Origin of the sequence: Mesorhizobium sp. B2-3-12 (assembly GCF_006442205.1) — a bacterium.
Classification (GTDB): domain Bacteria; phylum Pseudomonadota; class Alphaproteobacteria; order Rhizobiales; family Rhizobiaceae; genus Mesorhizobium.
The window spans coordinates 591,887-618,878 of record NZ_VFVR01000001.1 but is presented as its reverse complement, the minus strand read 5'-3'; the positions used below and the strand labels follow the sequence as shown (position 1 = coordinate 618,878).

The 26,992-nt window shown below is 63.2% G+C and carries 23 protein-coding genes; 14 read left to right on the top strand and 9 right to left on the bottom strand.

All coding sequences use genetic code 11. From position 1 onward, the window contains the following. Positions 1–30: 30 nt before the first annotated feature. Positions 31–813: a formyl transferase gene (locus tag FJ948_RS03050; protein WP_140701709.1), complete on the bottom strand. Its 783-nt coding sequence runs from the start codon at positions 811–813 to the stop codon at positions 31–33. A 102-nt stretch (positions 814–915) separates the two neighbouring features. Continuing rightward, complete coding sequence (locus tag FJ948_RS03045) at positions 916–1,491, bottom strand: DUF4893 domain-containing protein (RefSeq protein ID WP_140701708.1); 576 nt, start codon at positions 1,489–1,491, stop codon at positions 916–918. 120 nt (positions 1,492–1,611) lie between these two features. Here FJ948_RS03045 and FJ948_RS03040 point away from each other — a divergent pair, with 120 nt between their 5' ends. Then, positions 1,612–2,532, top strand: coding sequence for an NAD(P)-dependent oxidoreductase (locus FJ948_RS03040; protein WP_140701707.1), 921 nt, complete (start codon positions 1,612–1,614; stop codon positions 2,530–2,532). A 5-nt stretch (positions 2,533–2,537) separates the two neighbouring features. Here the strand turns inward: FJ948_RS03040 and FJ948_RS03035 are convergent, their stop codons facing one another. Then, positions 2,538–3,167: a DUF1638 domain-containing protein gene (locus FJ948_RS03035; protein WP_140701706.1), complete on the bottom strand. Its 630-nt coding sequence runs from the start codon at positions 3,165–3,167 to the stop codon at positions 2,538–2,540. Positions 3,168–3,234: 67 nt separating this feature from the next. On the opposite strand from FJ948_RS03035, the gene FJ948_RS03030 reads away from it, so the two are divergent. Next, entirely contained in the window at positions 3,235–3,372 is a 138-nt protein-coding gene (locus FJ948_RS03030; RefSeq protein ID WP_140701705.1) for an entericidin A/B family lipoprotein, read from the top strand. 82 nt (positions 3,373–3,454) lie between these two features. On the opposite strand, the gene FJ948_RS03025 is transcribed toward FJ948_RS03030, so the two are convergent. Further along, the gene (locus FJ948_RS03025; RefSeq protein ID WP_140701704.1) at positions 3,455–4,153 is read right to left on the bottom strand and encodes a B12-binding domain-containing protein; all 699 of its coding nucleotides are present in this window, start codon (positions 4,151–4,153) and stop codon (positions 3,455–3,457) included. Between the two features lie 288 nt (positions 4,154–4,441). On the opposite strand from FJ948_RS03025, the gene FJ948_RS03020 reads away from it, so the two are divergent. The 7 genes from FJ948_RS03020 (at position 4,442) to FJ948_RS30205 (ending at position 12,352) form a co-directional block, all read left to right on the top strand. Further along, positions 4,442–6,016, top strand: coding sequence for a trimethylamine methyltransferase family protein (locus FJ948_RS03020; protein ID WP_140701703.1), 1,575 nt, complete (start codon positions 4,442–4,444; stop codon positions 6,014–6,016). A gap of 97 nt (positions 6,017–6,113) precedes the next feature. Continuing rightward, positions 6,114–6,791, top strand: a complete 678-nt coding sequence (locus FJ948_RS03015; protein ID WP_140701702.1) for a hypothetical protein — start codon at positions 6,114–6,116, stop codon at positions 6,789–6,791. 106 nt (positions 6,792–6,897) lie between these two features. Beyond that, entirely contained in the window at positions 6,898–7,635 is a 738-nt protein-coding gene (locus FJ948_RS03010) for a dienelactone hydrolase family protein (protein WP_140701701.1), read from the top strand. A gap of 104 nt (positions 7,636–7,739) precedes the next feature. Beyond that, a complete protein-coding gene (locus FJ948_RS03005; protein ID WP_140702228.1) occupies positions 7,740–8,918 on the top strand; it encodes an NAD(P)/FAD-dependent oxidoreductase in 1,179 nt (392 codons plus the stop codon). A 126-nt stretch (positions 8,919–9,044) separates the two neighbouring features. Beyond that, positions 9,045–9,605 carry an RNA polymerase sigma factor gene (locus FJ948_RS03000; RefSeq protein ID WP_140702226.1) on the top strand — a complete coding sequence of 187 codons (561 nt, stop codon included), beginning with the start codon at positions 9,045–9,047 and terminating at the stop codon, positions 9,603–9,605. 2 nt (positions 9,606–9,607) lie between these two features. Continuing rightward, the gene (locus tag FJ948_RS02995; protein ID WP_140701700.1) at positions 9,608–11,728 is read left to right on the top strand and encodes a VWA domain-containing protein; all 2,121 of its coding nucleotides are present in this window, start codon (positions 9,608–9,610) and stop codon (positions 11,726–11,728) included. A 354-nt stretch (positions 11,729–12,082) separates the two neighbouring features. Next, a complete protein-coding gene (locus FJ948_RS30205) occupies positions 12,083–12,352 on the top strand; it encodes a hypothetical protein (protein ID WP_181173544.1) in 270 nt (89 codons plus the stop codon). Positions 12,353–12,367: 15 nt separating this feature from the next. Here FJ948_RS30205 and bmt read toward each other — a convergent pair whose 3' ends face one another. Both bmt and FJ948_RS02980 read right to left on the bottom strand, forming a co-directional pair. Further along, complete coding sequence (gene bmt, locus FJ948_RS02985) at positions 12,368–13,390, bottom strand: betaine--homocysteine S-methyltransferase (RefSeq protein ID WP_181173564.1); 1,023 nt, start codon at positions 13,388–13,390, stop codon at positions 12,368–12,370. Between the two features lie 132 nt (positions 13,391–13,522). After that, positions 13,523–14,380: a helix-turn-helix transcriptional regulator gene (locus tag FJ948_RS02980; protein ID WP_140701699.1), complete on the bottom strand. Its 858-nt coding sequence runs from the start codon at positions 14,378–14,380 to the stop codon at positions 13,523–13,525. Positions 14,381–14,610: 230 nt separating this feature from the next. On the opposite strand from FJ948_RS02980, the gene FJ948_RS02975 reads away from it, so the two are divergent. Both FJ948_RS02975 and FJ948_RS02970 read left to right on the top strand, forming a co-directional pair. After that, the gene (locus FJ948_RS02975) at positions 14,611–15,630 is read left to right on the top strand and encodes a fatty acid desaturase (RefSeq protein WP_181173543.1); all 1,020 of its coding nucleotides are present in this window, start codon (positions 14,611–14,613) and stop codon (positions 15,628–15,630) included. A gap of 92 nt (positions 15,631–15,722) precedes the next feature. Then, entirely contained in the window at positions 15,723–16,550 is an 828-nt protein-coding gene (locus FJ948_RS02970) for a PhnD/SsuA/transferrin family substrate-binding protein (RefSeq protein WP_140701698.1), read from the top strand. On the opposite strand, the gene FJ948_RS02965 is transcribed toward FJ948_RS02970, so the two are convergent. From FJ948_RS02965 to FJ948_RS02955, 3 genes are all read right to left on the bottom strand, one after another. Next, positions 16,515–17,870 carry a Xaa-Pro peptidase family protein gene (locus FJ948_RS02965; protein ID WP_140701697.1) on the bottom strand — a complete coding sequence of 452 codons (1,356 nt, stop codon included), beginning with the start codon at positions 17,868–17,870 and terminating at the stop codon, positions 16,515–16,517. The genes FJ948_RS02970 and FJ948_RS02965 overlap by 36 nt on opposite strands. 10 nt (positions 17,871–17,880) lie before the next feature. Continuing rightward, a complete protein-coding gene (locus tag FJ948_RS02960; protein ID WP_140701696.1) occupies positions 17,881–20,451 on the bottom strand; it encodes an FAD-dependent oxidoreductase in 2,571 nt (856 codons plus the stop codon). A 96-nt stretch (positions 20,452–20,547) separates the two neighbouring features. Continuing rightward, positions 20,548–22,125, bottom strand: a complete 1,578-nt coding sequence (locus FJ948_RS02955) for a trimethylamine methyltransferase family protein (protein ID WP_140701695.1) — start codon at positions 22,123–22,125, stop codon at positions 20,548–20,550. A 256-nt stretch (positions 22,126–22,381) separates the two neighbouring features. Here FJ948_RS02955 and FJ948_RS02950 point away from each other — a divergent pair, with 256 nt between their 5' ends. From FJ948_RS02950 to FJ948_RS02940, 3 genes are all read left to right on the top strand, one after another. Next, on the top strand, positions 22,382–23,557 hold the full coding sequence (locus tag FJ948_RS02950) for an MFS transporter (RefSeq protein ID WP_140701694.1): 1,176 nt from the start codon (positions 22,382–22,384) through the stop codon (positions 23,555–23,557). A gap of 89 nt (positions 23,558–23,646) precedes the next feature. Further along, positions 23,647–24,807, top strand: coding sequence for an MFS transporter (locus tag FJ948_RS02945; protein ID WP_140702218.1), 1,161 nt, complete (start codon positions 23,647–23,649; stop codon positions 24,805–24,807). A 96-nt stretch (positions 24,808–24,903) separates the two neighbouring features. Then, positions 24,904–26,973, top strand: coding sequence for a prolyl oligopeptidase family protein (locus tag FJ948_RS02940; RefSeq protein ID WP_140701693.1), 2,070 nt, complete (start codon positions 24,904–24,906; stop codon positions 26,971–26,973). Positions 26,974–26,992: the final 19 nt, after the last annotated feature.

The window sequence follows — 26,992 nt, the reverse complement described above, 5'->3', positions numbered from 1 at the left end:
GAGTTTGCGCTGCTTCCGACGCTGGATGCGTTACCAGATGCCGGTTCTCAGCCCTGTCCAGACATAGAAGCAGATCGTCGGGTGGTACCACTGTTTCGAAGGCAGCCCTGGATCGAACGTTGCGAGTTTTCCGGCAAGCGCATCGCTGACCGCCTCGACGCAGATGTCGCGCGAAAACGCCGCCTGGCGCAGCGCATAGCTAGAGATGGTGTCGCCTTGTTTCGGCTTGCCGCGCACCTGCTTCAGCACGCCGCCGGTGTCGACGCCCGCATCGACCAGATGGACGGTGGTGCCGAAATTTTCGGGATCGCCCGACGTCAACGCCCAATAGCCGCCATTCATGCCGCGATATTTCGGCGTGATGCCCGCATGATAGTTGAGCACCGGACAAGGCATTTTGGCCAGCATCTCCCTGGAAATCAGCCGGCAGCCATTCAACAGCACGACGCCGGGCTTGATCGTCTCGATCGCCCGCAGACATTCCGGCCCGTCGGCGGACGCCACATGGACGATGACCTGGCCTTGCCGCGGCTCCGTTTCAAGCTTCTCCTCGGCAATCAACCGGGCGGCATGTTTGACATTAAGCCGTTTGCCAAGCCTGCTCAGCACCATCGTGCCGAGCTGGCCCATGGCGGAAATCCAGCCCTGACGCCGGGCGCGGCCGCGCAGCAATTGTTTTTTGGATTCAGGAACTTCCAGGATGACGCTGACGGGGCCGACGCGGTCAGCGAGGTCGTTGATCATGGCCCAGACATGCGCGCCGCCGCCGGTGACGACGACAATCGGTCGCGGATTGGATTCCGACGCTGCCATTGATCTTGCCATGCTCCAAGGACCGGCTGACGTGGCCGGACCCTAGGGCAGGCTGGTTAATCCTTGGTATGCCGGAAGCATTACCAGGGCATGAAGATCCGCTCAGCGCTTGAATTCCATGATGTCGAGCTTCGATTCGTAATAGGGCGCGGGGAATTCGATGCGCCATTCCTTGGCGCTGTTGCGGAAGGCATAACCGACCTGGTCGGTTTGCGGGCCGCTGCCATAGGGCTTTGCCCGGTCGTCGTTGACGGAGCCGGTGCCAAGATAGATCGAGCGCTTGTCGCCGTCGTCGAAGAAGCGGCCCTGGGTGCGCTGCGAACCGCTGATCTTTTCCAGCCGCCAGCCGGAGCCATCATCGGTGACCCTGCATTTGAACCAGCCATAGATGACGAGCGGGCTCAGTCCGCCGACCTTGATCGTGCGGCACCGCCAGTTGCCGGTGAGATCCTTGTCGGAAAAGGCAACCAGCGGTTTGGCCAGCAAGGTGTCGAGCTGCTTGACCTCGGCGGGGTCGCCGGCCTTCGCCTCGGCGAGGGCCGCCTTGCGGGTCTCTCCATATTTGTCCAGCCGCGTCCTGTCGGCGGCGGTGATGAGTTTCTGCACCTGACCGTCGGCAAGGGCGGGCAAGGTGCAGCAGAACAGGCCGACAACGGCAAGCAAGGGGCGGAGGTTCATCGAAGCATTTCCCGTTTTGTCTGGTACGGCGCTGCCGACGTCTGGTGCATAACTTACCGGGTCGCTGGCGCCTGTCATCCGTGCTTAACAGCGTCACGGTCAAAAATCATGGTGCGACGCATGCGAATATTGCTTACGGGGTCGTCAGGCTGGCTGGGCAGCGCGTTGGCGCCACTCCTTCGCGGGCTTGGACATGACGTCACCGGCCTCGATCCCGTCCCATCGGCCGAAACACGCATCGTCGGTTCAATCGCCGACCGTGAGCTCGTCATGCGCGCCGTCGGTGAAAACCGGATCGAGGCCATCATCCACAGCGGTGCGCTGCACAAGCCCAACATCGAAAACCACGCCAACAGCGATTTCATCGCGACCAACGTGCAAGGCACGCTAAACCTGCTCGATGCGGCGGTGGCAGCCAATGTGCGAAGCTTCGTCTTCACGTCGACGACCTCGCTGATGATCTCGCAGGCGATACGCGACGGCTTCAAGGGCGGTGCGCGCAAGGCGGCGTGGCTGACGGAGGACATGTCGCCGGAGCCGCGCAACATCTACGGGGTGACCAAGCTGTCCGCCGAGCATCTTTGCCGTCTCTATCATCTGCAGCACGGGTTGCCGGTGGTGGTGCTGCGCACGGCACGTTTCTTCCCCGAGTCCGACGACATGGCGCATGCGATCGAGCAGTCGGACGCCAACACCAAGGCGAACGAACTGCTGTTCCGGCGGCTGACGGTGGAGGACGCGGCGCGGGCGCATGTCGCGGCATTGGACAAGGCACCCGAGCTCGGCTTCGACACCTTCATCGTCTGTGCGCCGACGCCGTTCCAACCTGATGATTGTGCGGATTTGATCGCCGATGCTCCATCGGTCGTGGCCCGTTATTTCCCCACATTTCCGGCACTCTACGCGCGCAAGGGCTGGACGATGTTTTCCTCGATCGACCGGGTCTATGACGCGTCGCGGGCGAGGGACAGGCTGGGTTTTGCTTGCAGGACGAGCTTTGCCGACGTGCTGGCGGCACTGGCGGCGGAAGAAGCAGCCTGACGCTGTCAGGCGTTCATTGCCACCCGCGCCAGCTCCGGCGTCAGGTCGCCATAGCCGGTCGAGCGGCGTTCGTAGGCGAGGCCGAGCAGGGTGGCGGCCTTTTCCGCCACCTTGTCGAGCTCCGGATCATCGGTCTGCGCCAGATAGATCAGTCTCTCATAATTGCCGAAATAGTCCTTGATCAGCTCCGGGTGCTTGTCCAGGCCTAGCGGCTTCATGAAGAAGGCGTCGAACTGACGGCACAGGAAATCGGTCATGTAGAAGGACATCATGTCGTCGTCGGCGACCTTCGCATAGGCGTCCATGCCCTGGTAGAAGGCAAAGCAATGCGGGCCGGCCATGCGTTCGACGCCATGCTTTTCCAGCACGCGGTCGAGCAGGCCGCCCGTGCCGCAATCGGCATAACCGACGAAGATGTGTTCGTAGCCTTCCGCCCTGGCCTTTTCGATCGCCTTGTCCATCGCCGGCGCGATGCGGTCTGGATGGAAATGAAATTCCGCCGGCAAACAGGTCAACTCCAGGTGATCCAGCCCGACCTGTTCCTTGACGGCCAACACCTCGCGCGCAATCATTCCGCAGGCGATGATGAGCACCTTGTCGGCTTGATTCGGTTTTATTTTCTGTGTCTTGGCCATAATGGAACCAGTCGAGCCGGCCTTTGTTGCCATGGGGCTAGTTTATCTATTGAGGGAGACACCGTCCATGAAACTGCTACGCGTAGCGCCTATTGCCATTCTTGCCTGCGCCCTGGCCCTTACGGCTTGCGCGAACACGGTCCGCGGCGTCGGCAAGGACGTCAAATCGACGGCCAGGGCGGTCAAAGACACCGTCGCCAATTGATCCGAAGCCACGTCCCTCATCTGGGAACAAAAAAGCCGCGCTGCAAGGCGCGGCTTTTTTCGGTTCATCCTGATGCCTTGGATCAGGCCGAAGCGCGCACATTGTGCTTGCGCTTCATGTAGTCCTTGGCGGTCTCGACCGCCACCGCCGCGTCGCGGCAATAGGCGTCGGCGCCGACGGCCTTGCCGAATTCCTCGTTGAGCGGCGCGCCGCCAACCAGCACGACATAGTCGTCGCGAATGCCCTTTTCCTTCATCGTGTCGATGACGACCTTCATGTAGGGCATGGTGGTGGTGAGCAGCGCCGACATGCCGATGATGTCGGGCTGGTGCTGCTCGATCGCATCGAGATACTTCTCGACCGCGTTGTTGATGCCGAGGTCGATGACGTCGAAGCCGGCGCCTTCCATCATCATGCCGACGAGGTTCTTGCCGATGTCGTGAATGTCGCCCTTGACGGTGCCGATCACCATCTTGCCCTGCTTTGGCGCGCCGGTGGCGGCGAGCAGGGGACGCAGGATGAACATGCCGGCCTTCATCGCATTGGCGGACAAAAGCACCTCGGGCACGAACAGGATGCCGTCGCGAAAATCCTCGCCGACGATGCGCATGCCTTCGACCAGCGCCTCGGTCAGCACCTTGTAGGGGACCCAGCCGCGCTCGAGCAGGATGCGCGTGCCTTCTTCGATTTCTTCCTTCAGACCGTCATAGAGATCGTCGTGCATCTGCTGCACCAACTCGTCGTCGGAAAGTTCGGAAAGGATGATCTCGTCGTCGGACATTTTAATCCAGCTCCTCACGGCATCGCGACTGTGTCGCAAGGCACAAAATAATGGCGTTCATACCTAACCCGCAACGGGCGGGTATCCATAGCTGATTTGCGACTTCCCGCAAAAGGAAAGCGACTGGAAAATCTATCGGATTTCTTGTCGATTTTGCGACAGGCGTTGGCGCGGACGGGCCGTTTCGAATAGGGTGCATGGCTACGATCCGGGCAAAGCCGCGCCATGCGGCCGCAACGGTTACGGACCGGCCATCGTCAGGCAGGCCATATTCAGGGAAGAGCGATCATGAGCGAACACGCGGCAGTCGACCAGGAAGCGTCAAACGCGCGGCGTGGGCGCGGCGCCAGCGGCGGAGCGGCGGCAAGGCGCGCGGCGCGCTCCGGCGGCGGCCCGGGCACGCAGCTCACCTACATCAAGCGCAAGATCAACGTTTACGAGGTGCTGAACGAAGAAGGCCTGGCGCTGATCGAGAAGAACACCGACACGGTGCTGGAGGAGATCGGCATCATTTTTCGCGACGACGCGGAAGCGCTGCAGCTCTGGAAAGAGGCTGGCGCCGACGTCAAGGGCGAGCGCGTGCATTTCCCGAAGGGGCTTTGCCGCTCGCTCCTGAAGACCGCGCCGAGCATCTACACACAGCATGCCCGCAACTCCGAACGCTCGGTGCAGATCGGCGGCAACGCCACCGTGTTCGCGCCGGTCTACGGCCCGCCCTTCGTGCGCGATCTCGACGGCGTCCGGCGTTATGCGACGATCGAGGATTTCCAGAATTTCGTGAAGCTGGCCTATATGGCGCCGTCGATCCACCATTCGGGCGGCACGGTGTGCGAGCCGGTCGACGTGCCGGTCAACAAGCGCCATCTCGACATGATCTACGCGCACATCAAATATTCCGACAAGCCGTTCATGGGTTCGGTGACCGCGCCGGAGCGGGCCGAGGACACGGTGGCGATGGCCAAGCTCGTCTTCGGCGACGACTTCGTCGAGAACAACACGGTGCTGACCAGCCTGATCAACGCCAACTCGCCGATGGTGTTCGACGAGACCATGCTCGGCGCGCTGAAAGTCTATTCGCGTCACAACCAGGCCTGCATCGTCACGCCGTTCATCCTGGCCGGCGCGATGAGCCCGGTGACGGTCGCCGGCACGCTGACGCAGGTCCTGGCCGAAGTGCTGGCCGGCGCCTCGTTCACGCAGCTGATCCGGCCGGGCGCGCCGGTGCTGTTCGGTACCTTTGCTTCGTCGATCTCGATGCAGTCGGGCGCGCCGACCTTCGGCACGCCGGAGCCGTCGCTGGTGTCCTATGGCGCGGCACAGCTTGCCCGCCGTCTCGGCCTGCCGTTCCGCACCGGCGGTTCGCTCTGCGCGTCCAAGGTTCCGGACGCACAGGCGGCTTATGAAAGCGCCAACACGCTGAACTCGACCATCCTCGCCGGCACCAATTTCGTGCTGCATTCGGCCGGCTGGCTCGAGGGCGGGCTGGCGTCCTGCTATGAGAAATTCATGATGGACATCGACCAGCTCGGCATGCAGCAGAAATTCTGCGAAGGCGTGGACCTGTCGGAAAACGGCCAGGCTATGGACGCCATCCGCCAGGTCGGTCCGGGCAGCCATTATCTCGGCTGCGACCACACCCAGGCCAATTTCCAGACCGCCTTCTACCGGTCGTCGATCGCCGACAACAATTCCTACGAGCAGTGGCTGGCCGAAGGCGAGAAAACCGCGCCGCAGCGCGCCAACGATCTCGCGCGCCGCTGGCTGGAAGCTTACGAGGCGCCGCACCTTGATGAAGGCATCGACGAAGCCCTGAAGGACTTCATCGCCAGGAAGAAAGGGTCGATGCCCGACGCCTTCACCTGAAAGGAGCCCGAGTCAGGCGGGGCTAAAGTCGCCAACATCATCCACAAGGAAGTCTGGCGGAGCGCCTTCTCCGACCCGGACAAGAAGGGATGATTGCATGCGCGGCATGATCGAAGAGATCACGGCCGCGCTTGGCGCCAACAGCCTTATCCTGCGTGGCGGCTTTCTTTTTCCCAATGACGAGGGTGCTCCCCGTGACGCCTTGGGCGTGCCGGCAAAGTCTGTCCTGCTGGTGGGGCAGGCGGGCGCGGCGCCTTGGCCACATTTTCAGCGCTGGCTAGCGCAACAACCGGGTATCGCCAATCCGCTCGATACATGGTCGCGTGCGGTGATCGGGGCGGTTGCAGAGACCTTCGGCGCGCGCGCCGTTTCGCCGTCCGACAAACCCTATCTGCCGTTCCAGCAATGGGCGATGCGGGCGGAGGGGCTGAAGCCGTCGCCGCTCGGCATCCTCATGCATCCGCGATACGGGCTTTGGCATGCTTATCGCGGTGCTTTGCTGTTCGAGGAGGAGATCGTGCTTCCCGAACCTCGGGAGACGATCCATCTGTGCGACACCTGCGTCGACAAGCCCTGCCTGAAATCCTGTCCGGTCGATGCCTATTCGACGGATGGTTTTGACTACGAGGCCTGCCTGGCGCATGTGCGGGGGGCCAATGGCGGACCGTGCCGCGAAGACGGCTGCCTTGACCGCAATGCCTGCCCCTATGGCACCCGGTACCGCTATCCGAGGGACGTTCAAGCCTTCCACATGGCTTCGTTCGCTGGTCTTTAGCGCGTCACGCGCGCCTGCACGAAATGTTGACCGCCGGGCTCAGGGAACGTCTTGCCGTGGCGGTTCGCGCGGATATGTATCGCACATCTGACAAACGGAGCAGGCAATGACTAAGCAGGATCTTCAGATCAGGACCCATGATGGTGTGGCAAAGGCGCGCTTGTTCCGCTCGGCCAAGGCTTCTCCGTTCAAGGCTGGTGTCATCCTCTACCAGGACGCCTTTGGTCCGCGCCCGGCGCTCGACGGCATGGCCGAGCGGCTGGCGGGCGAGGGCTATACGGTGCTGGTTCCCGACCTCTTCTATCGCAACGCGCCCTACGGCCCGTTCGACGCCAAGACCGCCTTTACCGTCGAGGAAACGAAAGTGGCGCTGATGGCGCTGGTCACCGGCACGACGCAGGCGATGACCATCAGCGACAGCAGCGCCTTTCTCGACGCGCTCGCCAGCGAAGGCGTTACCGGTCCGATCGGCACCGTCGGCTATTGCATGGGCGGCGCGCGGGCACTCAACGCGGCCGCGACCTACCCCGACAGGATCAAGGCCGCCGCCAGTTTTCACGGCGGCAACCTTGCCAGCGACGCCGAGGATAGCCCGCACCGCAAGGCGGCTTCGATCAAGGCGCGCGTCTATGTCGGCATGGCTGGTGTCGACCGGAGTTTCCCGGCGGAGCAGTCGACCAGGCTGGCCGAAGCGCTGAGGACGGCGGAAGTCGATCATGTTCTGGAGAATTATGTCGGCATGGCGCATGGCTGGTGCGTTCCCGACCATAGTGTCTTCAATGCAGCGGGTGCCGAGCGGCATTGGAAGCGATTGACTGATTTGTTCGCAGAAACGCTGGTCTGAGCCTTCGGCAGCCTGTTGGCCGCGCGCCACATTGGAGGTATCAGGCGGGATGAGCGGCTCGCCCGACTAAAGCGGCGCGGGTCGTGCGGGAAACGATCAGCCTGATGCAATCCTATGATGTCGTGATCATTGGCGCCGGCGCCGCCGGAATGATGTGCGCCGTGGAGGCCGCCAAACGCGGCCGTTCGGTGCTCATCCTCGATCATGCGGCGGCACCCGGCGAAAAGATCCGCATCTCCGGCGGCGGTCGGTGCAATTTCACCAACATCCATACGAGCCCGAAGAATTTCATCTCGAAGAATCCGCATTTCTGCATCTCGGCGCTCAGCCGCTATACCCAAGGCAACTTCATTGCGCTCGTCGAGCGTCACGGCATTGCCTATCACGAGAAGACATTGGGGCAGCTGTTTTGCGACGGCTCGGCGCGCCAGATCATCGACATGCTGGTCTCGGAAATGCAGGGCAGGGGCGCGGAGCTGGCATTGTCGACTTCCGTTGAGGCTGTCAGCAAAACCGAGGAAGGGTTTGAACTCAGGCTTTCCACCGGCTCGGTGTCTTGCCGGTCCCTGGTCGTGGCGTGCGGCGGCAAGTCGATCCCCAAGATGGGGGCGACGGGCTTCGGCTACGAGCTTGCCGAGCGGTTCGGCCTTGCCATCGTCGAAACGCGGCCGGCGCTGGTGCCGCTGACTTTCGACGCCAAGACGCTCGAGCGGCTTTCGCCCCTGGCCGGCAACGCCGTCGACGCCGAGATTGCCTGCGGCAAGGCGCGGTTTTCCGAAGCGATGCTGTTCACGCATCGCGGCGTCAGCGGGCCATCCATCCTCCAGATCTCCTCCTACTGGCGCGAGGGTGATGAAATCCGCATCGCCATGCTGCCGGGCACGGATGTGGCTGAGCTCGTCCGCGCCGCCAAGCGTGGCAATGGCCGGCAAGCTGTGCAGACGGTGCTTGCAAATCATTTGCCGAAACGGCTTGCCCAGGCGATAGCCGAGCGAACCGGGCTCGACGGCAATCTCGCCGATCTTTCCGAGGCCCAGATCAAAACCGTCGAGGCCGCGGTCAACGACTGGCGCATCAAGCCAGCTGGCTCGGAAGGCTACCGTACGGCCGAAGTGACGCTTGGCGGGGTCGACACCAACGGCCTCGACCAGAAGACCATGCAGGCGAAGTCGGTGCCTGGCCTGTTCTTCATCGGCGAAGTCGTCGACGTCACCGGCTGGCTCGGCGGCTATAATTTCCAGTGGGCATGGTCGTCGGGTTGGGCGGCGGGCCAGGCGTGTTGATACTCAGGTGAGACCGGCCTGACCTCAATCTCAACACACCTGTTGTGCGCCCGAATCCCTGCTCCCGAAAAAAATCTTTCCATCACCCCAAGGATTAGCCATTAGCCTTCGTCCAACAGGCAAATGATGGCGATGATGCTGGATGAGAGCGAAGCCTCCGACGCCGAACTGATCGGGCGGGCGAAGGGCGGAGACAGGGGGGCCTTCGGCACATTGCTGGAGCGTCACTACGACTTCGTCTATCGCGCCGCCTATCGCTGGTGCGGCAGGAAGGCCGATGCCGAGGACATCGCCCAGGAAGTCTGTGTCCGGCTGGGCAAGGCGATCCGCGATTATCGCGGCGGCGGCGCGTTCACCACATGGCTCTATTCCGTGACGATGAACGCGGCGCGTGACATGATGCGCAAGACCCAGCGCGAGACGGTCAAGACCGAGGCTTACGGCGTCCATGCGCTGATTTCGGGCGAAGCCCCGGCAGAGAGCGAAGATCCCGCCGAAGCCCTGTGGGCGGCGGTGCGGCAATTGCCGGACAAGCAGCGCGACGCCGTGATGCTTGTCTATGGCGAAGGCTTGAGCCACGCGGCCGCCGCCGAGGCGATGGCGATCTCGGAGGCGACGGTTTCCTGGCACATCCATGAAGCGAAGAAACGGCTGAAGACGTTGATGCGTTCAGCCGGGGAAGTGTGACCATGGTCGACGACAACGAACTGAGAAAGCTGCGCGACGCAGCGGTACCGGCGCCGGGCGAGAGCGCGAAGGCGCGTGCCTTCGAGGCCGCGCTGCGCGCCTATGATGAAGAAAATATTTCCGCTGTCACCCAAGGATCGGTTGGCGGGCTTCGTCTCACAGAGCGAGCACAAAAGCTCTGGAGCGAGATCATGCAAAAGAAACTCATTGCCACGCCGGCCCTTGCCGGGCTCGTCGCCCTGCCGATCGCCGGATACGCCACCTTCCATATGCTGAGGGAACAGCCGTCGCCTTTCGGCGACCAGGAGAAGATCACCGAGACGCTGGCCGACAAGCCGGCGACGCTGAAGCCGGCCACCGTTGAGCCGAAACAGGCTCCCACCGCGCTGGAGAAGGACAAGAACGCCGACGCGGACGTCGAAAGCCGCGATGCCACGCAAGTTCTGGTCGCGCCGCAGGCGCCGCCGAAGTCCGAATCCACCATTGCCGGCGGAAGCGTACAGCAGGATGCGCTGGGGCGCGGCATGGCGGCCGAGCCGGCACCGCCGGCGCCGCGCGGCGAGTTGGCGCTGGATGGCACGACAAACGCACCCAATGCCGCGCGAGTCGACCGCATGCAGAGCGCAGAATCCAAGCTGATGGTGCAGCCGCAGCCGGCAGCCACCCCGGCCGACCAGATCGCGCCGCAGGAGGAAAACCGTGATCGCGTCCAGGATTTCAAGACCAATCCGGTGCACGCCGCATTGGAGGACCCGGTCTCGACCTTCTCGATCGATGTCGACACCGCGTCCTATTCCTTCGTGCGCGGCTCGCTGAAGCAGGGCTACCTGCCGCAGGCCGACACGGTGCGTGTCGAGGAGATGATCAACTACTTCCCCTATGACTGGAAGGGGCCGGACCAGGCATCGACGCCGTTCAACTCGACCGTCAGCATCATGCCGACGCCATGGAACAATCACACCAAGCTGATGCACGTCGCCATCAAGGGCTTCGACATCAAGCCGACCGAGCAGCCGAAGGCCAATCTGGTGTTCCTTATCGACGTGTCGGGCTCGATGGATGAGCCGGACAAGCTGCCGCTGCTCAAGTCTGCTTTCCGGCTGCTGGTCAGCAAGCTCAAGGCGGACGATACCATCTCGATCGTCACCTATGCCGGTGATGCCGGCACGGTGCTGGAGCCGACCAAGGCGTCCGAGAAGGACAAAATCCTCAATGCCATCGACAATTTGACACCCGGTGGCAGCACGGCCGGCGAGGCGGGCATCAAGGAAGCCTATAGGTTGGCGCAAAAATCCTTCGTCAAGGACGGCGTCAACCGGGTGATGTTGGCCACGGACGGCGACTTCAATGTCGGCCAGAGCGATGACGATGATCTGAAGCGGCTGATCGAGAGCGAGCGCAAGACCGGCGTGTTCCTGTCGGTGTTCGGCTTCGGCCGCGGCAATCTCAACGATCAGATGATGCAGACCATCGCCCAGAACGGCAACGGCACCGCCGCCTATATCGACACGCTGGCCGAGGCCGAGAAGGTGCTGGTCGAGGATGCGTCCTCGACGCTGTTCACCATCGCCAAGGACGTCAAGATCCAGGTCGAGTTCAATCCGGACAAGGTCTCGGAATACCGGCTGATCGGTTACGAGACACGGGCGCTCAACCGCGAGGATTTCAACAATGACCGTGTCGATGCCGGCGATATCGGCTCGGGCCATTCGGTCACCGCGATTTACGAGATCACGCCGAAGGGGAGCGGTGGCGAGCAGATCGACCCGCTGCGCTATGGCCAGGCCACGGTGAACAATGGCGGCATCGCCAATGCGGACGAATATGCCTTCGTCAAGATCCGCTACAAGCTGCCCAACGAGGACGTCTCGAAGCTGATCACCACGCCGGTGACCTCGGCCAACGAGGTGGCGTCCTTCGACCAGGCCAGCATCGACCAGCGTTTCTCCGTCGCGGTCGCGGCCTTCGGCCAGAAGCTGCGCGACGAGGATGCGACCGCGAAGTTCGGCTACGACAAGATCATGGAGATTGCCACCGCCGCCCGAGGAGCCGACCCGTTTGGGTACAGGTCAGAGTTCCTTTCGCTTGTGCGCCTTGCCTCGGCGCTGGGCGGTAATCGGTAGTGGCAATATGGCCGGTTCCTTTCAGACGGGGGTCGTTCTGATAGGGGGAACCGGCCTACGGGCGGTGAGGCAGGCCGGCGAGGGATGTTTCCCTTGCCGGCCTTTTTTTTCGGATCTATTGATATTCAGGTGATGCCGGCCTGCAAACAGTGGCTTCCTGCGCTTCCGGTGCTCACGTACTATGTACGCTCCGCTCCGGTTCTCGAAAGTCACTGTTTTCGGCTCGGCCTGACCTGAATCTCAACAGATCCTGGGGGCGGCGCGCGGGATCGTTAAATTGCGCTGCATTTCCGGTACCGGATCGCAATGTCCTCTCGCTACTCCGGGCATATCTAAGGCTTGAGGGAGCCGGAATTGCAGATCACGACCATCGCCAACTCTACTCCGCCGGCACGCGATGCTTCGGCGGTTTCATCAGCCCCGTCAGCCGAATCGAGACGCATCAGCAACGATGTTTCGCAGGCGCGTCAAACCGCCATGTCGGCGCTGACCAATGACCGCTTCCGCGCCATGCTGGAGCAGATTACCGATCCGGGCGCCTCGGGTGCGCTAGCGACTATGCGCGGCGACAATGTCGTCGATTTCAAGTCGGCGCAGTCAAGCTACGCCGACAACAGCGAATAGACGCCAAGAAGCGCTTCAGGCACGGCCGCGGCGGCGCTCGCGGCGGGCTTCGCTGGTCTCGGCAGTGTTTTCGGTCGCCACCTTGTTCCTCATCGGGCCGATGCGCTCGACGATTTTTTCGACTGTCGGACGATCCGCCCTGGTGTGGGCGTCGAGCGCCTTGCGCATGGCGGCGAGATGCTGGAACGAGGTGCCGCAGCAGCCGCCAATGATCTTGGCTCCGCCATCCACGGCCAGCCGGACATAGTCGGCCATCAGTTCCGGCGTGCCGGAATAATGGATCTCGGTGCCACGGAATTCGGGAATGCCGCAATTGCCCTTGACGATGACGGTCGCGTCCGGCTTTGCCTGCGTCATATCGAGCAGCGAGGCCAGGATGTCGGAGGCGCCGACACCACAATTGGCGCCAACGCCGAGCGGTGCCTGCGACAGGCCATCGGCGACGCCGTGGATGTCTTTCGGCAGCAGGCCCATCATGGTGCGGCCAGCGGTGTCGAACGAGCCGGTATAGGTGTAGGGCAGGCCGACGCGGATGGCGGCTTCCGCCGCGGCGCGGATCTCGTCGGGCGCCGACATGGTCTCGATCCAGGCGACTTCGGCGCCGCCTTCCTTGAGACCCTCGATCTGCTCGGCGAAGGCATCGACCGCCTCGTCATAGGTCATGGCGCCAAGCGGCACCAGCAATTCGCCGGTCGGACCGACCGAACCGGCGACGATCACCTTGCGGCCGGCCTTGTCGGCGACGGCGCGGGCAATCTCGGCGGCGCGTTTGTTTAGCGCGTGCACGCGGTCCTGCGCATGGTGAAGCTTGAGCCGGTGGCGGGTGCCGCCGAAGGAGTTGGTCAGGATAATGTCGGCGCCGGCGTCGACGAAATTCTGGTGCAGGCTGGTGATGGTGTCGGGCGCGGTTTCGTTCAGCAGCTCCGGCGCCTCGCCGGCCTCCAGACCCATGGCGAACAGATTGGTGCCCGTGGCGCCGTCGGCCAGCAGCACACCCTTTTCAGCCAGCAGCGCATCGATCGGATTGGTCGTCGTCATCGGATTGGCTTTCATGTCTTGGAATTCGAACATGCCCGGGAATTCAAATATGGGAATTCGAATATGGGAATTCGAATAAGGATATAAAGAAGTCTTTATGTCTAGTCAATGAAATTGCGCTGCCGGGCGAGCTCAGGCAGAGCCTGATGCGAACGACATGCCGGCCAGGTTGCGGGCGAAGGCGGCCGCTTCGTGCGGGTTGACGTCGGCGGCACGGATCAGATTGTCGAAATGCTGGGTCAGCGCCTGGACCGGCTGCGTGGCGTTCAGCACCACATACATGTCGCCGACATAGATCGCCGCGCGATAGGGGCCGAAGATGGTCAGCGGGATGGAATAGCGCATACGGCCGTCATAGAGGAACAGGCGGAAGGTCGGATAGAGGTCGTCGAGCAGCGTCGCCATATGGGCAAGTTGCTGCTGGCGGTCGGCCGCCGGGAAACGGTCCCACACGCCGAGGCCGCGTGCGAAGATCTCCAGCGTGTGGCGCGGCATGCAGACTTCCATGTCGGTTTCCGGCCGCCGGTTGTATTCGATGCGGTATTGCGTTTCGCTGGCCTGCGCCAGGCGGCTCCTGTTGGTGATGTTGGCCTCGTAGTCGACGAGCGCGCGGGTGCGCAGGAGGTCGGGAATGCCGGCCGGCACATAACGGATCTTGGTGCCAGCTGCCTCGGCGAACCATTTGGCGAGCAGCGTGCGGTCGAAGCCATCGGGAGCTTCCTCGATCTCCAGGCTCTCGCGGATTTCGCCGGTCACGCCTTCGTCCTGGCTGAGGCCAAGCAGCCAGTCCAGCGACACCTTGAATTCTGCGGCGATGTTGAGCAGCGTTTCGGCGCGCGGCAGGCGTGTCGAGGCGCCCGACATGAGCTGCGACAGCGCCGACCGATCGATGCCGACCGCTGACGCGAACGCCGATTGGTTGAGGTCCGACCGTGTCAGGAGGAGCTTCAAACGCTCCCGAAAGATCGTCGACAGATCGCGCTTGTCCATGTCCGTACTTCCATCATCTGGAGGAAAAATTTGCGCCGAAGCCTCCTCAACAGGCGTCTCAGGCGTAAATGAATCCCTAAGTTGGTTTACAATGTGCAACATATGCGGTCAAAAATGCGCAATCGCAACATTTTGTGCACTTTGTCGCGTTGAGTGGAATCACTTCTCCTGACACAATGATGTCAGGAACCAGTTGGGGTTCCGGCGACTGAGGGACAGTGGTCGATAGCATGGCAAGCATAGCAGGCAAGAGCATCCGTCGAAGCGGCAGACCGGCCATCGAATGGCCCACCGTGGTTCTGGCTTTCGCCTGTTACGGAGTCTGGTTCGTCGCCGGTCTTTTCCTCTGGCCATCTTATCCCATCCTCGCACTGGTCGTCATGGCCGTTACGCTGGCCCTGCAATCGTCGATCATGCATGAAGTGCTGCATGGTCACCCGACCCGCAACGCTTTGGTCAACGAGGCCTTTGTCTTCCTGCCGATCGGCCTTGCCTGGCCGTTCCGCCGCTTCAAGACCATTCACCTGCGTCACCATGCCGACGAGCGGCTGACCGATCCGCTGGACGATCCCGAGAGCTACTACAAGGCCCTGTGGCATCACGATGAATTGCCGGCGCTGATGAAATTCGTGCTGAAGGTCAACAACACCATGGCCGGCCGCCTCGTGCTGGGGCCCTGGCTGTCCTGCATCGGCTTCTTCATCGATGACGCCAAGCACGTGATTGCCGGCGACAAGGCGATCCGCAAGGCCTGGCTGCTGCACGCCATCGGCCTGGCCGTGGTGCTGCCGGTCGTGCAGTTCGGTTTCGGTATACCGCTCTGGCTCTATGTGCTGGTGCCGGTGTGGCTCGGCCAGTCGCTGATCTCGATCCGCACCTATGCCGAGCATCAGTGGTCGGAGCATCCGGAAGGCCGCACGGTGATCATCGAGCGCTCGCCGCTGTCATTCCTGTTCCTCAACAACAATCTGCACTTTGTCCATCACAAGAGCCCGACCATCGCCTGGTACAGGCTGCCGAAGCTGTTTCGCGACCGGCGCGAGGAATGGCTGCGGATGAACAATGGCTACGCCTACCCGAACTATTTTGCGCTCATAAAATCCTATGCCTTCAAGGCCAAGGAACCGATCGTGCATCCGGCTCTGCGGCGCGCACCCGAGCCGGGCAGGGCGTTCAAGCCGCGTGTGCGGGCGCGCAGCATCAACGGGCTTGGCACGGTGCCGGTCCCGGCCGAGCCGCCCAAGGAATAATTTCCGCCGCATCGCGGACCTGTGTCGGCCAATTCGGATTGGGCGACGCGTTTTTGCGATCGTTTCTCCAGGCATGGTGGTTTGATATCGGCATGAGCGAATTGATTGCGGCCTTGCCGATGTATGATTGGCCTGAAGTGTGCGACGAGGTCGACGCGCAATGGGCGTCGTTGCGCGATGCTTTCCGGGGCAAGGGTATCGATGCGCCTGAAACCATCGTGCGCCGCAATGGCGATCTGCCGCCAGTGCCGGGTGGCGTCCATGACGCGGAGGGGAAATTCATCGCGCCGGACCCGGCAACGCTACCGCCGGAGGAACTCGATTTCCACAAGCTGTGGCTGCATCCGGCACTGCTGTTCGCGCAGACCTGCTGGGGACCGATGGAGCTTGGCCTGTCGGCACACGTACAGGTGGTCGGCCAGCCAAGCTATGACGCCTATGAGGGCGGACGGGGCGAGCTCTATTCGAGCGCCCTGGTGATGCGGACAGGCGAAGGGCCGGAGGTTCGGTCACCCGCCGACGGCAAGGCCTTGCTGCCGCTCGATCTCATCCGCGGCAAGCGCTTCACCTTCAACAGCCACGATTCCATGTCGGGCATCATCGCGCTGACGCGCGACCTGGAAGCGGTCGGCGAAAACCTGGACATATTTTCATCGAATGGCGAAAGCGGCGGCCACCGCGACTCGATCGTGGCGGTCGCCGAAGGCAGGGCGGATGTCGCCGCTATCGATTGCGAAAGCTGGGCGTTGGCACGGCGCTTCGAGCCGGCGGCGCGCGAGGTCGTGGTCGTTGGCTGGACAGGACGGCGCAAGGGTCTGCCGTTCATCACCGCGAAAACGACGCCGGAAAAGACCGTGCGCGCGATGCGCGAAGCGCTTGCCGGGCTAGCCGAGCAGCCTCTCGTCCAACGGGTAGGTTGAAAGCGTTTCGTTGCCGGTCTTGGTGATCAGGATCTGCTCCTCGATCTTGACGCCTTCGCGGCCACCAAGTCGCCCGATATAGCTCTCCACGCACAGCACCATGCCTGGCTCCAGCAAGCCGTCCGGCGTGTCCGGGGTCCAGTCGTTGGCATGCGGCAAGGTCGGATATTCGTCGGCCAGCCCAACGCCGTGGTAGAGCACGCCGTAACGGGTGGGGAAACAGTCCCCCGGCGGCACCGCTGAGCGCTCTACGAGGTCGCGGAACGAGGTGCCGGGCTGCATCAGTGCCGTGTTGTGTTCGATCTGATCGGCGGCGATGCGGAACAGGTCGCGCTGTTCATTTGTCGGCTTTGTATTACCGCACAGCCAGGTGCGTGATAGATCGGCGCAGAAGCCGTAGGGGCCGATCAGGTCGGTGTCGAAGGCGACGAGATCACCCGCTTCGATGATACGCGAGGAGCATTCCTGGAACCAGGGATTGGTGCGCGGTCCCGACGTCAGCAGCCGCGTCTCGATCCATTCGCCGCCGCGCGCGATGTTGCCACGATGCAGTTCAGCCCACAATTCGTTCTCGGAAATGCCGGGCTTGAGCGCCTGCTCCATCTCGCCCATCGCCGCCTCGCAGGCGACGATCGCGCGGCGCATGGCGAGGATTTCATCCGGCGACTTGATCAGGCGGGCATTTTCCATCACCGCTTCGCCGTTGCCGATGGAAACGCCAAGGCGCGCCAACTCCTCGACGCCCTCCGGGTTGATGTGATCGACGGCGATGCGGCTGTTACCGCCGCCATGTTCCCGGACCAGATCGGCGATGCCGGCGGCCCAGCGGCGGACCTTCTGCTCGGTCAGCTCGCCGCCATAGAGATACATCCATGAAATGGCGGGGCGGACTTCATTGACGACACCTGAGTGGTCGGAAAGATGCTCGCAGGAAAAATAGTCGAACAGCACCACCGGACCTTCGGTGGCGACGAAACAATGCCGCGTCGGGTTGTGCGCCACCCACAGCTGCATGTTGGTCGAGTCGGTGGCATAGCGGATATTGACGGGGTCGTAGAGCAGGGCGCCGGCATAGCCGCGGCGCTTCAGCTCGGCGCGAATGCGCGACAGCCGGTATTGCCGCATTTCGGCCAAGTCGGGGGCGGCAATGCCTGCCTCCGCCCATTCCGCCTCAGCCTGGGCACCATAGCCCAGCACATGCTGGTTGAGCGACGACGCCTTCTCGCGGGAGGCGTCGCGCAGCGCCTCGATCGAGCCCGGCTCGAACGGCATGATCTTGCGATGGCGGCCGAAGCTTCCCTTTGGCGCCGCGCTATCCATGGCTGAAACCTCAGCTCCGCATCTTCTCGCCGCTCGGGTCGAAAGGCGCCTCGACATTGATGCGGGCCGGGCGCCGAGATCCAAGAATCTCGATCTCGAACAGGCCCGCGCTTTCATCCTCGGCAAGGGCGGCCGGCACATAGCCTTGCGCCATCGACTTTTGCACGTAATGCGCATAGCCGCCCGACGTCACCCAGCCGACCACGCGCCAGTCGCCGTCAACGATGCCGCGCACGGCGGACGCGCCTTCGGCGGCGTTGGAGCCACGGACTTCCTTGCCTGACGTGTCGAAGCGCGGCGCGCCGTAGCGATGCGGCTTTTCCACCGTGCCGTAATCCTTGCTGACCTTGGCCCAGATCGGCTCGTCGCCCATCACGTCGGCGTCCGCCGCATCGACGATGAAGGAGACGCGGCGCAGCTTTGGTCCGTCGGCATGCTCCTTGGCGGCGGCGTCGCGGCCGATGAAATCGTTCTTCTCCAGCTTGATGAAGCGGTCCATCGAGCCCTCGAACGGGCCGTAGATCGGCCGCAGCTCGCGGAACCAGGTCGGAAAGTTCTTTTCCAGGCGCATCGACAGCAGCGCGCGCATGCCGAAATCCACTATACCGAATTCCTCGCCGGCATCCTTGATCGCCTTATAGACCAGGCGTTCGTAGGCCGGCGCCATCCAAATTTCGTAGCCGAGGTCGCCGGTGTAGGTGATGCGGTTGACCAGGCAGGGTGCGCCGCCGACAGCCATTTCGCGGAAATCCATGAAGCGGAAGGCCTTGGTCGAGACGTCCGTATCCACGAGCTTTTGCAGCAGATCCCGCGCGCTCGGCCCGGCGATCGAGAGGCCGACCAGCGTCTGGTCGAAACGATGGATGCGCACAGATCCGTCCTTCGGCAAATGCTTTTCGAACCAGCGCATGTGATATTTCTGTGCGGCCGACGAGCCCCAGATCATGAAGCGGTCTTCACCGGCCTTGGCGATGGTGAAGTCGCCGATCAGCTTGCCGAATTCGTTGATCATCGGCGTCAGCACGATGCGGCCGGTCTTCGGCATGCGGTTGGTCATCAGCCGGTTGAGGAAATCCTCCGCGCCCGGGCCCGACACTTCGTATTTGGCGAAGTTGGCGATTTCGGTGACGCCGACCTTTTCACGGGTAGCGCGCACTTCCTCGCCGATCGGGCCAAAGTCGTTGGAGCGGTGGAAGGAGACGATGTCTTTCGGCTCCCTGCCCTTCGGTGCGAACCAGAGTGGCGTCTCAAGACCCCAGGAGTCGCCCATCACGGCGTTGTTGGCGAGCATGGTGTCGTAGAGCGGTGTCGTCTGCGCCGGGCGTGCCGCCGGCAGTTCCTCGTTGGGGAAGCGGATTGAGAAGCGGCGCGAATAGTTTTCGCGCACCTTGGCGTTGGTGTAGCGCAGGCCGGCCCACTCGCCAAAGCGGGCGACATCCATGCCCCAGACGTCGAAGCCTGGATCGCCGTGGACCATCCAATTGGAGAGAGCCAGGCCAACGCCGCCGCCCTGGCTGAAGCCGGCCATGACGGCGCAAGCGCACCAGAAATTGGTCAGGCCCTGCACCGGGCCGACCAGCGGATTGCCGTCGAGCGCGAAGGTGAAGGGGCCGTTGATGATCTGCTTGATGCCGGCCTTTTCGATGCCGGGGAAATGCTTGAAGCCGATCTCCAGCGACGGCGCGATGCGGTCGAGGTCCGGCGGCAGCAGTTCATGGCCGAAATCCCATGGCGTGTTGACCGGCGACCACGGCTTGCAGGCCTTCTCATAAGTGCCGAGCAGGATGCCGTTGCGCTCCTGGCGGGTGTAGATCTCGCCCTTGAAGTCGAGCACGCCGATCATCTCGCGGCCGGTCGACTTGTTGAACTCCTCGACTTCCGGCATCGGCTCGGTCAAGAGGTACATGTGCTCCATGGCCAGCACGGGCAGCTCGACGCCGACCATGCGGCCGATCTCGCGCGCCCACAGGCCGCCGCAGTTGACGACATGCTCGGCGTGGACCGTGCCCTGTTCGGTGACGACGTTCCAGGTGCCGTCCGGCTGCTGCGTCAGGTCGACGACGCGGTTGCGCAGCACGATCTCGGCACCGAGTTTCTTGGCCGCTTTGGAGTAGGCAATAGTGGTGCCGGAGGGGTCGAGATGGCCCTCGACCGGATCCCACATGGCGCCGACGAAATTGGTCTCGTCCATCAGCGGGAACATCGCCTTGGCCTCGGACGGCGTGATCAGTTCGGTGTCCATGCCGAGATAGCGGCCCTTGGCGTGGGCAAGGCGCAGGAAATCCATGCGCTCCGGCGTATCGGCCATCATCACGCCGCCAGTCAGGTGCAGCGAGCAGGACTGGCCGGAAATCTCCTCGATCTCCTTGTAGAGCTGGACGGTGTAGGCCTGCAGCTTGGCGACGTTCGGATCGCCGTTCAGCGTATGGAAGCCGCCCGCCGCGTGCCAGGACGAGCCGGAAGTCAACTCGGACCGTTCGATGAGCATGATGTCCGTCCAGCCGGCCTTGGCCAGGTGATAGAGCACCGAGCAGCCGACGACGCCGCCGCCGATGACAACTGCTTTTACATGAGATTTCATGAAGATAGGTCCGTTTTTGAAGAGATTGATTCTGTTGGGTCAGTTCGCCGCGAGCGAGCCTCGACTTTGGAAGTCAAAGTTTACTGCGGCGTATGATCAAAAATCGGTAGGCGCGCCGCCTTCGGCGGTGCGCTTCTGGACGAAGGCGTTGAGCTCCTCGCGGATCGCCGGGTCCATGTAGGGCTCGTCATAGGAGGCCAGCCGCTCTTTCCAGACCTTGTTGGCCTTTTCCAGCGCCGTCGGCGAGCCGGCCTCGGCCCAGGTTTCGAAATTGCGCCAGTCCGACAGGATGGGCGAATAGAAGGCGGTCTTGTAGCGATCCTGCGTGTGCTGGGTGCCGAAGAAGTGGCCGCCGGGGCCGACCGACTGGATGGCGTCGAAGCCAAGCGCTTCATCGGAGAGGTCGAGCGGGGTCAGGAATTCGGCCACCATCTGCAACAGGTCGATGTCCAGAATGGTCTTTTCGTAGGAGCAGCGCAGGCCACCCTCGAGCCAGCCTGCGGCGTGCATCATCAAATTGCCGCCGCCCTGGATGGCGCCCCACAGCGAGAACACGCTCTCATAGGCGGCCTGCGCGTCGACCGTGTTGGCGGCGCAGGTGTTGGAGGTGCGGTAGGGGATATTGTAGCGGCGGGCAAGCTGGCCGCCGACAAGCTGCGCCTTCATATATTCGGGCGTGCCGAAGGCCGGTGAACCGGACTTCATGTCGACATTGGAGGTGAAGCCGCCATAACCGACCGGTGCGCCCTTGCGCACCATCTGGGCGAACGCAATGCCCGACAGCGCCTCGGCATTCTGCTGCACCAGCGCGCCGGCGATGGTGACCGGCGCCATGGCGCCCGACAGGGTGAAGGGCGTGACGATGACGACCTGGCCCTTGCTCGACATCTGGATGATGCCTTCCATCATCGGCACGTCGAGCTTGAGCGGTGAATTGGTGTTGATGATGGTGAAGACGGACGGTTCGGCGAGCAGCTGCTCGTGGCTGATGCCGCGCGCGATGCGAGTGATCTCGATGCCGTCGACATTACGCTCCTTGCCGAGCGAATAGATGTGGAACACCTTGTCGGTCAGCGTGGCGAGGTCGCGGATGCATTCGAGGTGGCGGACCGACGGGTGGATATCGGTCGGCTCGACAGGATAGCCGCCGGTGCAGTTCAGGATGTTGTGCATCTGGGCCAGCCGCAGGAAATTGCGATAGTCCTGCTGGTTGCCTGGCCGGCGGCCACGATCGATGTCGGAGCAATTGGGCGCCGAGGCCATCATCGAAATGATGAGATTGTCGCCGCCGAAGCGCACATTGTGCGCGGGATTGCGGGCATGAATGGTGAATTCGGACGGACAGTTCGACACCAGATCGAGGATCATGTCGCTGTCGAAGCGAACGCGCTCCGAGCCCTCGCGCACATCGGCGCCATGTGCCTTCATGATGCGGCGGGCTTCGTCGTGCAGCACGTCGACGCCGATTTCCCTCAGCACCCGCAAGGAGGCGAGGTGGATCGATTCCAGCTCGTCGTCCGAGACCAGCTTCGTCGGCTGCAGCGGGTTTTTCAGCTGGCGGAAAGCCGGCTGCTCGAACGCGGCCGAGCCACCGGCGCGCTTTCCGGCGCGACCGCCACGGCGGGCACGGTCGGGTCCCGGAGCCGGTTCTGCAGATTGTAGGGCGGCGGTCATGATGGTCCTCGTACGGTGCGATTAGCGGGCGGCATAATGGACCGGCGGCCCGCCGGCCATTGCGGAGGCGGCGACCACTAGGGCGAGGGAAGCGACATGCCCGAACGGCAGCCGCGCGGCGGCCGCATTCGCCTTGATCATCCATCGTTGGCGCAAGCGGATATTCCCCGCCGGCCCTTTCATTCCCCCGATCGACCCTGTAGCTGGTCATGCTTGCCGGCCGGGAGGTCTGCCGGCACCCCACCTGGATGAAGACATGGTCGCAACCGGCTCGAGCGAAGGCGAAGCGGGAACGCAGTGGGCGGCGCTCGCCGGCGTCACCGCGGCACTTGCCATGTTCGGCGCGGCGCAAGGGCTGAGTTCGCCGCTGTTCACGCTGCTGATGCAGAAGCAAGGCATGTCGCCAGGGCTGATCGGCCTGTCGGCGGCGATGATGCCGGTCGGGCTGATCCTGTCGGCTTCCTTCGTGCCGGCGGCGGTTCGGCTGGTCGGTGCGCGAAACCTGGCGGTCGGATGCTCGCTGATCGGAGCGCTGTGCTTCCTGGGCATCGGTTATCTGCAGAACTGGGTGGCCTGGTACATCATCCGCTTCATCATCGGCATCGTCATCAACCCGCTCTATGTGCTGGGCGAAGTCTGGGCGCTGTCCCTGGCACCGCCGTCGCGGCGCGGGCGTGTCATGGGCGTCTTCAACACACTGATGGGCGCCGGCTACGCGGCGGGCCCATTTACCCTGACCTTTCTCGGCATCGACGGCTGGGCGCCTTTCAGCGTCGGCATTGGCGGCTTTGTGCTATGCGCAATCATTCTACGCCTTGTCTCCTCGAAGCTCGCAGGTTTCGAGGATGACGGCCAGCCGCCGGGAAGTTTTGTCGGTTTTGCCCGGCTGGCGCCGGCGCTGCTGCTGGCGGTGCTGGTCTCGGCCGCTGTCCAGCAAAGCACCTATGCGCTCGTCCCGGTTTTCGGCGCCGGCTACGGCCTGCCCGAGGCCGTGCTTGCCGCGCTGGTGATGGCCCTGTCGCTGGGTAACATCCTTTTGCAAATCCCGCTTGGCCTGCTGGCCGAGCGCTTCGGTGGCCGATCGATGATCCTGGCCTGCGCGGTGGCGACGACGATTTGCGCTGTTTTGCTGCCGCTGCTGATCACCACACCGCTGATCTGGGGCGTGCTTCTGGTGATGGGCGCGGTCGGCTACGGCGTCTACACGATGGCGCTGGTCGAACTCGGCAGCCGCTTCAGGGGGTCGCTGCTGGTCACCGGCAATGCGGCTTTCGCCTTGCTGTGGGGCGTTGGCGGCATTGTCGGTCCACCGGGCGCCGGCCTGTTGATGCAGGCGATCGGACCACTGGGATTGCCGACCGTGATCATTGGCCTCGACGCTCTGCTGGTCGCCTTCGCGCTCTACAGGTCGGCCAGCCGCAAAGGCTCCTGACAGGGTTTGGCTGGAGCCGAGCGTCGGTTCGGGATGCGGGGGTTACGGCCGTCGGGGCGAACCGCTAAGGCTGCGACAGCACGGGGATGATGGACTTGGTGGACACCGAAAGCGACGAGACGATGCAGTGGGCCGCGATCACCGGCGTGATCGCAACGGTGTCTGTGTTCGCTATCGCGCAGGGCCTGTCCTATCCGCTGCTGAGCTTCATCCTGCAGCGCCAGGGCGTCTCGCCGGCTGTCATCGGCCTGTCGGCGGCAATGACGCCGATCGGGTTCATCGTTTCGTCGCCAATCATTCCAGCGTTGGCGCGGCGGTTCGGGGCAGGGCGCACGGCGCTCACCTGTGCCGCACTCTCGGCTATCGTGCTGGCGTTGATCGGCTGGACGCAGAACGTCTATCTCTGGTTTCCGCTGCGCTTCCTGATCGGCGTGGTGACCAACCCGCTCTATGTCTTGAGCGAAATCTGGGTGATCGCGCTGGCGCCGCCGGCCCGGCGCGGCCGCATCATGGGCCTCTATTCGACGATCATTTCCGCCGGTTTCGCTGCCGGCCCGCTTTGTCTGTTAGCCGTCGGCACGGAAGGTTGGCCGCCATTCCTTGTCGGGATTGGCGCTTTCGTGCTCTGCGGCGTTTGCCTGGCGTCGGTTCTGCCGCGCCTGCCCAGGGTCGACGAGGCCGGGCATCAGGTTTCGGTGGTTGGTTTCATGCCGCTTGCCTGGCTGCTTCTGTCGGCGGTGGTCGTGGCCGCCGGCTTCGAGCAGGCGGTGCTGGCGCTGCTGCCTGTCTATGGAATGTATCATGGCATCGCGGAGGCTCGCATGTCGGCGCTGCTGTCTGCCATGATCGCCGGCAACATTGCCATGCAGGTGCCGCTCGGCCTGCTGGCCGAACGGCTGACGGCCCGCCTGGTGCGCTTCCTCTGCGTCTTGCTGACGCTGGGCGGCTGCGCGCTCCTGCCTGTGCTGATCGAAACGCCGCTGATCTGGCCCTGCGTCTTCGTCTGGGGCGCGGTGTCCTACGGCATCTACACGATGTCGATCATCGAGCTTGGCGAGCGCTTTACCGGCTCGGCGCTGGTTGCCGGCAATGCGGCATTTTCCCTGATGTGGGGCGTCGGCGGTATCCTGGTTCCACCGCTCACCGGCGGCGTGATGGACGGGATCGGCGCCGGTGGCCTACCGCTCACGCTTGGCGCGATCTGCGTCACTTTGGCGCTGGCGACGGTCATCCGCAGACGAGTGCGGTGATGCAGGAGGCGAGTGGCAAAACACCATATCGCATCTTGAATGTCGGCGCCGCCAACGCGATGTAGGCACAGCCGCCCCAATCCTCCGGAGCCCTGCATGACCCCTTCGACGACCAAAGCCCAGCCCTCTGAAAAGGCCGGTGACCCTTTCCTGTGGCTGGAAGACAGGACAAGCAAGGAATCGCTCGACTGGGTGCATCGCCAAAACGAGGTCACGGTGGCGCAATTGCAGGGCGATCCGTCCTATCAGACGTCGTTCCAGACGGCACTCGATCTGATGACGGCCGAGGACAATATCGCGGTCGGCGCGGCAATCGCGGGGCATGTCTACAATTTTTGGCAGGACAAGATCAACGCGCTCGGCCTGTGGCGGCGCACGACGGTCGCTTCCTACAAGACCGACAAGCCCGACTGGGAAACGATCATCGACTTCGACCAACTGGCGGCGAAGGAGGGCATTAAGTGGGTGTTCGGCGGCGCTGTCAGGCTCTACCCCGATTTCAACCGCTGCCTGGTCTCGATGTCGCCCGATGGCGGCGATGCCAGCGCGATGCGCGAGTTCGACATCGCGGCCAAGTCCTTCGTCGAAGGCGGTTTTCAGGCGCCCGCCTCGAAATCGGGCTTCGGCTGGCTGGACGAGAACACAGTCATCGTCTCGGCCGCGTTCGAAGAGGCCGACAAGACAGAATCCGGATATCCGCGCGTGGTCAAGCTGTGGAAGCGTGGCACCAGGCTGGAGGAGGCGCCCCCGATCTTCGAGGGAAAGACCGAGGATCTCGCCGTTGGCGCCGGCGTCGAGTTCGACGGCGAGAAGCGCCATCTGTTTCTGGCGCGGACACTCGACTTCTTCGCATCGCACAGTTTCCTGCGCCTCCCTTCGGGCGAGAACCGCCGCATCCCACTGCCCGACGACGTCACCGACACCGCGCTCTTCAGGGATCAGCTGGTGTTCGGCGTGCGCACCCCATGGACCGCGCCCGATGGCACCGCGTGCCAGCCGGATGGACTTTACTCGCTCGATTTCGCGCATTGGATCGAAACTGGGAGTTTTGGAGCCATCGAAACTTTGCTCGCGCCGGCACATCGCGTGTCGATCGCGGGGCTCGCCAGAACGCAGGACCGCCTGTTCATCAACCTGATGGACAATGTGCGCGGCAAGGTTCTCTTCTGCGAGCGCAAGGATGGCGCCTGGTCGCTGCAGCCTGTGGCGTTGCCCAAAAACGGCACGGTCGGCATCAGCCATGCCGAGCATTTCGGTTCCAGCGTCTCCTTTTCCTTCACCGATTTCCTCACCCCAAGCTCGATCATCTGGTCCGATGACGATGGTCAGACGCTTGCCACGGTGAAGTCGCAGCCGGCGCGTTTCGATGCCTCGCCGCTGATCTCGGAGCAGTTCGAGGCGCGGTCGAAGGACGGCACGATGATCCCTTACTTCGTCGTCAGGCGGCGGGACCAGAACGGGCCGGTGCCGACGCTGCTCTACGGCTATGGCGGCTTCGAAGTGCCGCTGTTGCCCGGCTATGCCGGCGTGCGCGGCAAGCTGTGGCTGGAGAAAGGCAATGCCTATGTGCAGGCCTGTATTCGCGGCGGCGGTGAATTCGGGCCTGGCTGGCACCAGGCGGCGCTGAAAGGCAAGCGCCAGAACGGCTTCGACGACTTTGCCGCGGTGGCCGAGGATGTCGTCAGGCGCGGTATTGCGACGGCTCAATCGCTCGGCATCCAGGGCGGCTCCAATGGCGGCCTGCTGACCGGCGCATCCTTGACACAGCATCCCGAGCTTTTTGGCGCCGTCATCATTGAGGTGCCGCTGCTCGACATGCTGCGCTACGCCGAACTGCCGCCGGGCGCTTCGTGGATGGCCGAATATGGCGATCCGTCAAAACCGGAAGACGCCAAATGGCTTTCCGCCTATTCGCCCTATCAACATGTCAAGGCGGATGCCGTCTATCCGCCGGTGCTCTTGACCACCTCGACCGCCGACGACCGGGTCCACCCCGGCCATGCGCGCAAGATGGCGGCCCGCCTGCAGGAGGCTGGCCATGCAAAGACGCTGTTCTTCGAGGAGACTGAAGGCGGCCATGGTGGGCGCGGCGACCGCCGGCCGCAGGCGGCGCAAACGGCGATGAAGTATGTGTTTCTGCAGCGCGCGCTGAGTGGCGAAGCCTGACCTCAATTCATGAGGCCAC

Bases quoted from the DNA above. Each gene is read 5' to 3' on its own strand.
- FJ948_RS03050 (WP_140701709.1), bottom strand. From the start codon at position 813: ATGGCAGCGTCGGAATCCAATCCGCGACCGATTGTCGTCGTCACCGGC.
- FJ948_RS03045 (WP_140701708.1), bottom strand. From the start codon at position 1,491: ATGAACCTCCGCCCCTTGCTTGCCGTTGTCGGCCTGTTCTGCTGCACC.
- FJ948_RS03040 (WP_140701707.1), top strand. From the start codon at position 1,612: ATGCGAATATTGCTTACGGGGTCGTCAGGCTGGCTGGGCAGCGCGTTG.
- FJ948_RS03035 (WP_140701706.1), bottom strand. From the start codon at position 3,167: ATGGCCAAGACACAGAAAATAAAACCGAATCAAGCCGACAAGGTGCTC.
- FJ948_RS03030 (WP_140701705.1), top strand. From the start codon at position 3,235: ATGAAACTGCTACGCGTAGCGCCTATTGCCATTCTTGCCTGCGCCCTG.
- FJ948_RS03025 (WP_140701704.1), bottom strand. From the start codon at position 4,153: ATGTCCGACGACGAGATCATCCTTTCCGAACTTTCCGACGACGAGTTG.
- FJ948_RS03020 (WP_140701703.1), top strand. From the start codon at position 4,442: ATGAGCGAACACGCGGCAGTCGACCAGGAAGCGTCAAACGCGCGGCGT.
- FJ948_RS03015 (WP_140701702.1), top strand. From the start codon at position 6,114: ATGCGCGGCATGATCGAAGAGATCACGGCCGCGCTTGGCGCCAACAGC.
- FJ948_RS03010 (WP_140701701.1), top strand. From the start codon at position 6,898: ATGACTAAGCAGGATCTTCAGATCAGGACCCATGATGGTGTGGCAAAG.
- FJ948_RS03005 (WP_140702228.1), top strand. From the start codon at position 7,740: ATGCAATCCTATGATGTCGTGATCATTGGCGCCGGCGCCGCCGGAATG.
- FJ948_RS03000 (WP_140702226.1), top strand. From the start codon at position 9,045: ATGGCGATGATGCTGGATGAGAGCGAAGCCTCCGACGCCGAACTGATC.
- FJ948_RS02995 (WP_140701700.1), top strand. From the start codon at position 9,608: ATGGTCGACGACAACGAACTGAGAAAGCTGCGCGACGCAGCGGTACCG.
- bmt (WP_181173564.1), bottom strand. From the start codon at position 13,390: ATGACGACGACCAATCCGATCGATGCGCTGCTGGCTGAAAAGGGTGTG.
- FJ948_RS02980 (WP_140701699.1), bottom strand. From the start codon at position 14,380: ATGGACAAGCGCGATCTGTCGACGATCTTTCGGGAGCGTTTGAAGCTC.
- FJ948_RS02975 (WP_181173543.1), top strand. From the start codon at position 14,611: ATGGCAAGCATAGCAGGCAAGAGCATCCGTCGAAGCGGCAGACCGGCC.
- FJ948_RS02970 (WP_140701698.1), top strand. From the start codon at position 15,723: ATGAGCGAATTGATTGCGGCCTTGCCGATGTATGATTGGCCTGAAGTG.
- FJ948_RS02965 (WP_140701697.1), bottom strand. From the start codon at position 17,870: ATGGATAGCGCGGCGCCAAAGGGAAGCTTCGGCCGCCATCGCAAGATC.
- FJ948_RS02960 (WP_140701696.1), bottom strand. From the start codon at position 20,451: ATGAAATCTCATGTAAAAGCAGTTGTCATCGGCGGCGGCGTCGTCGGC.
- FJ948_RS02955 (WP_140701695.1), bottom strand. From the start codon at position 22,125: ATGACCGCCGCCCTACAATCTGCAGAACCGGCTCCGGGACCCGACCGT.
- FJ948_RS02950 (WP_140701694.1), top strand. From the start codon at position 22,382: ATGGTCGCAACCGGCTCGAGCGAAGGCGAAGCGGGAACGCAGTGGGCG.
- FJ948_RS02945 (WP_140702218.1), top strand. From the start codon at position 23,647: ATGGACTTGGTGGACACCGAAAGCGACGAGACGATGCAGTGGGCCGCG.
- FJ948_RS02940 (WP_140701693.1), top strand. From the start codon at position 24,904: ATGACCCCTTCGACGACCAAAGCCCAGCCCTCTGAAAAGGCCGGTGAC.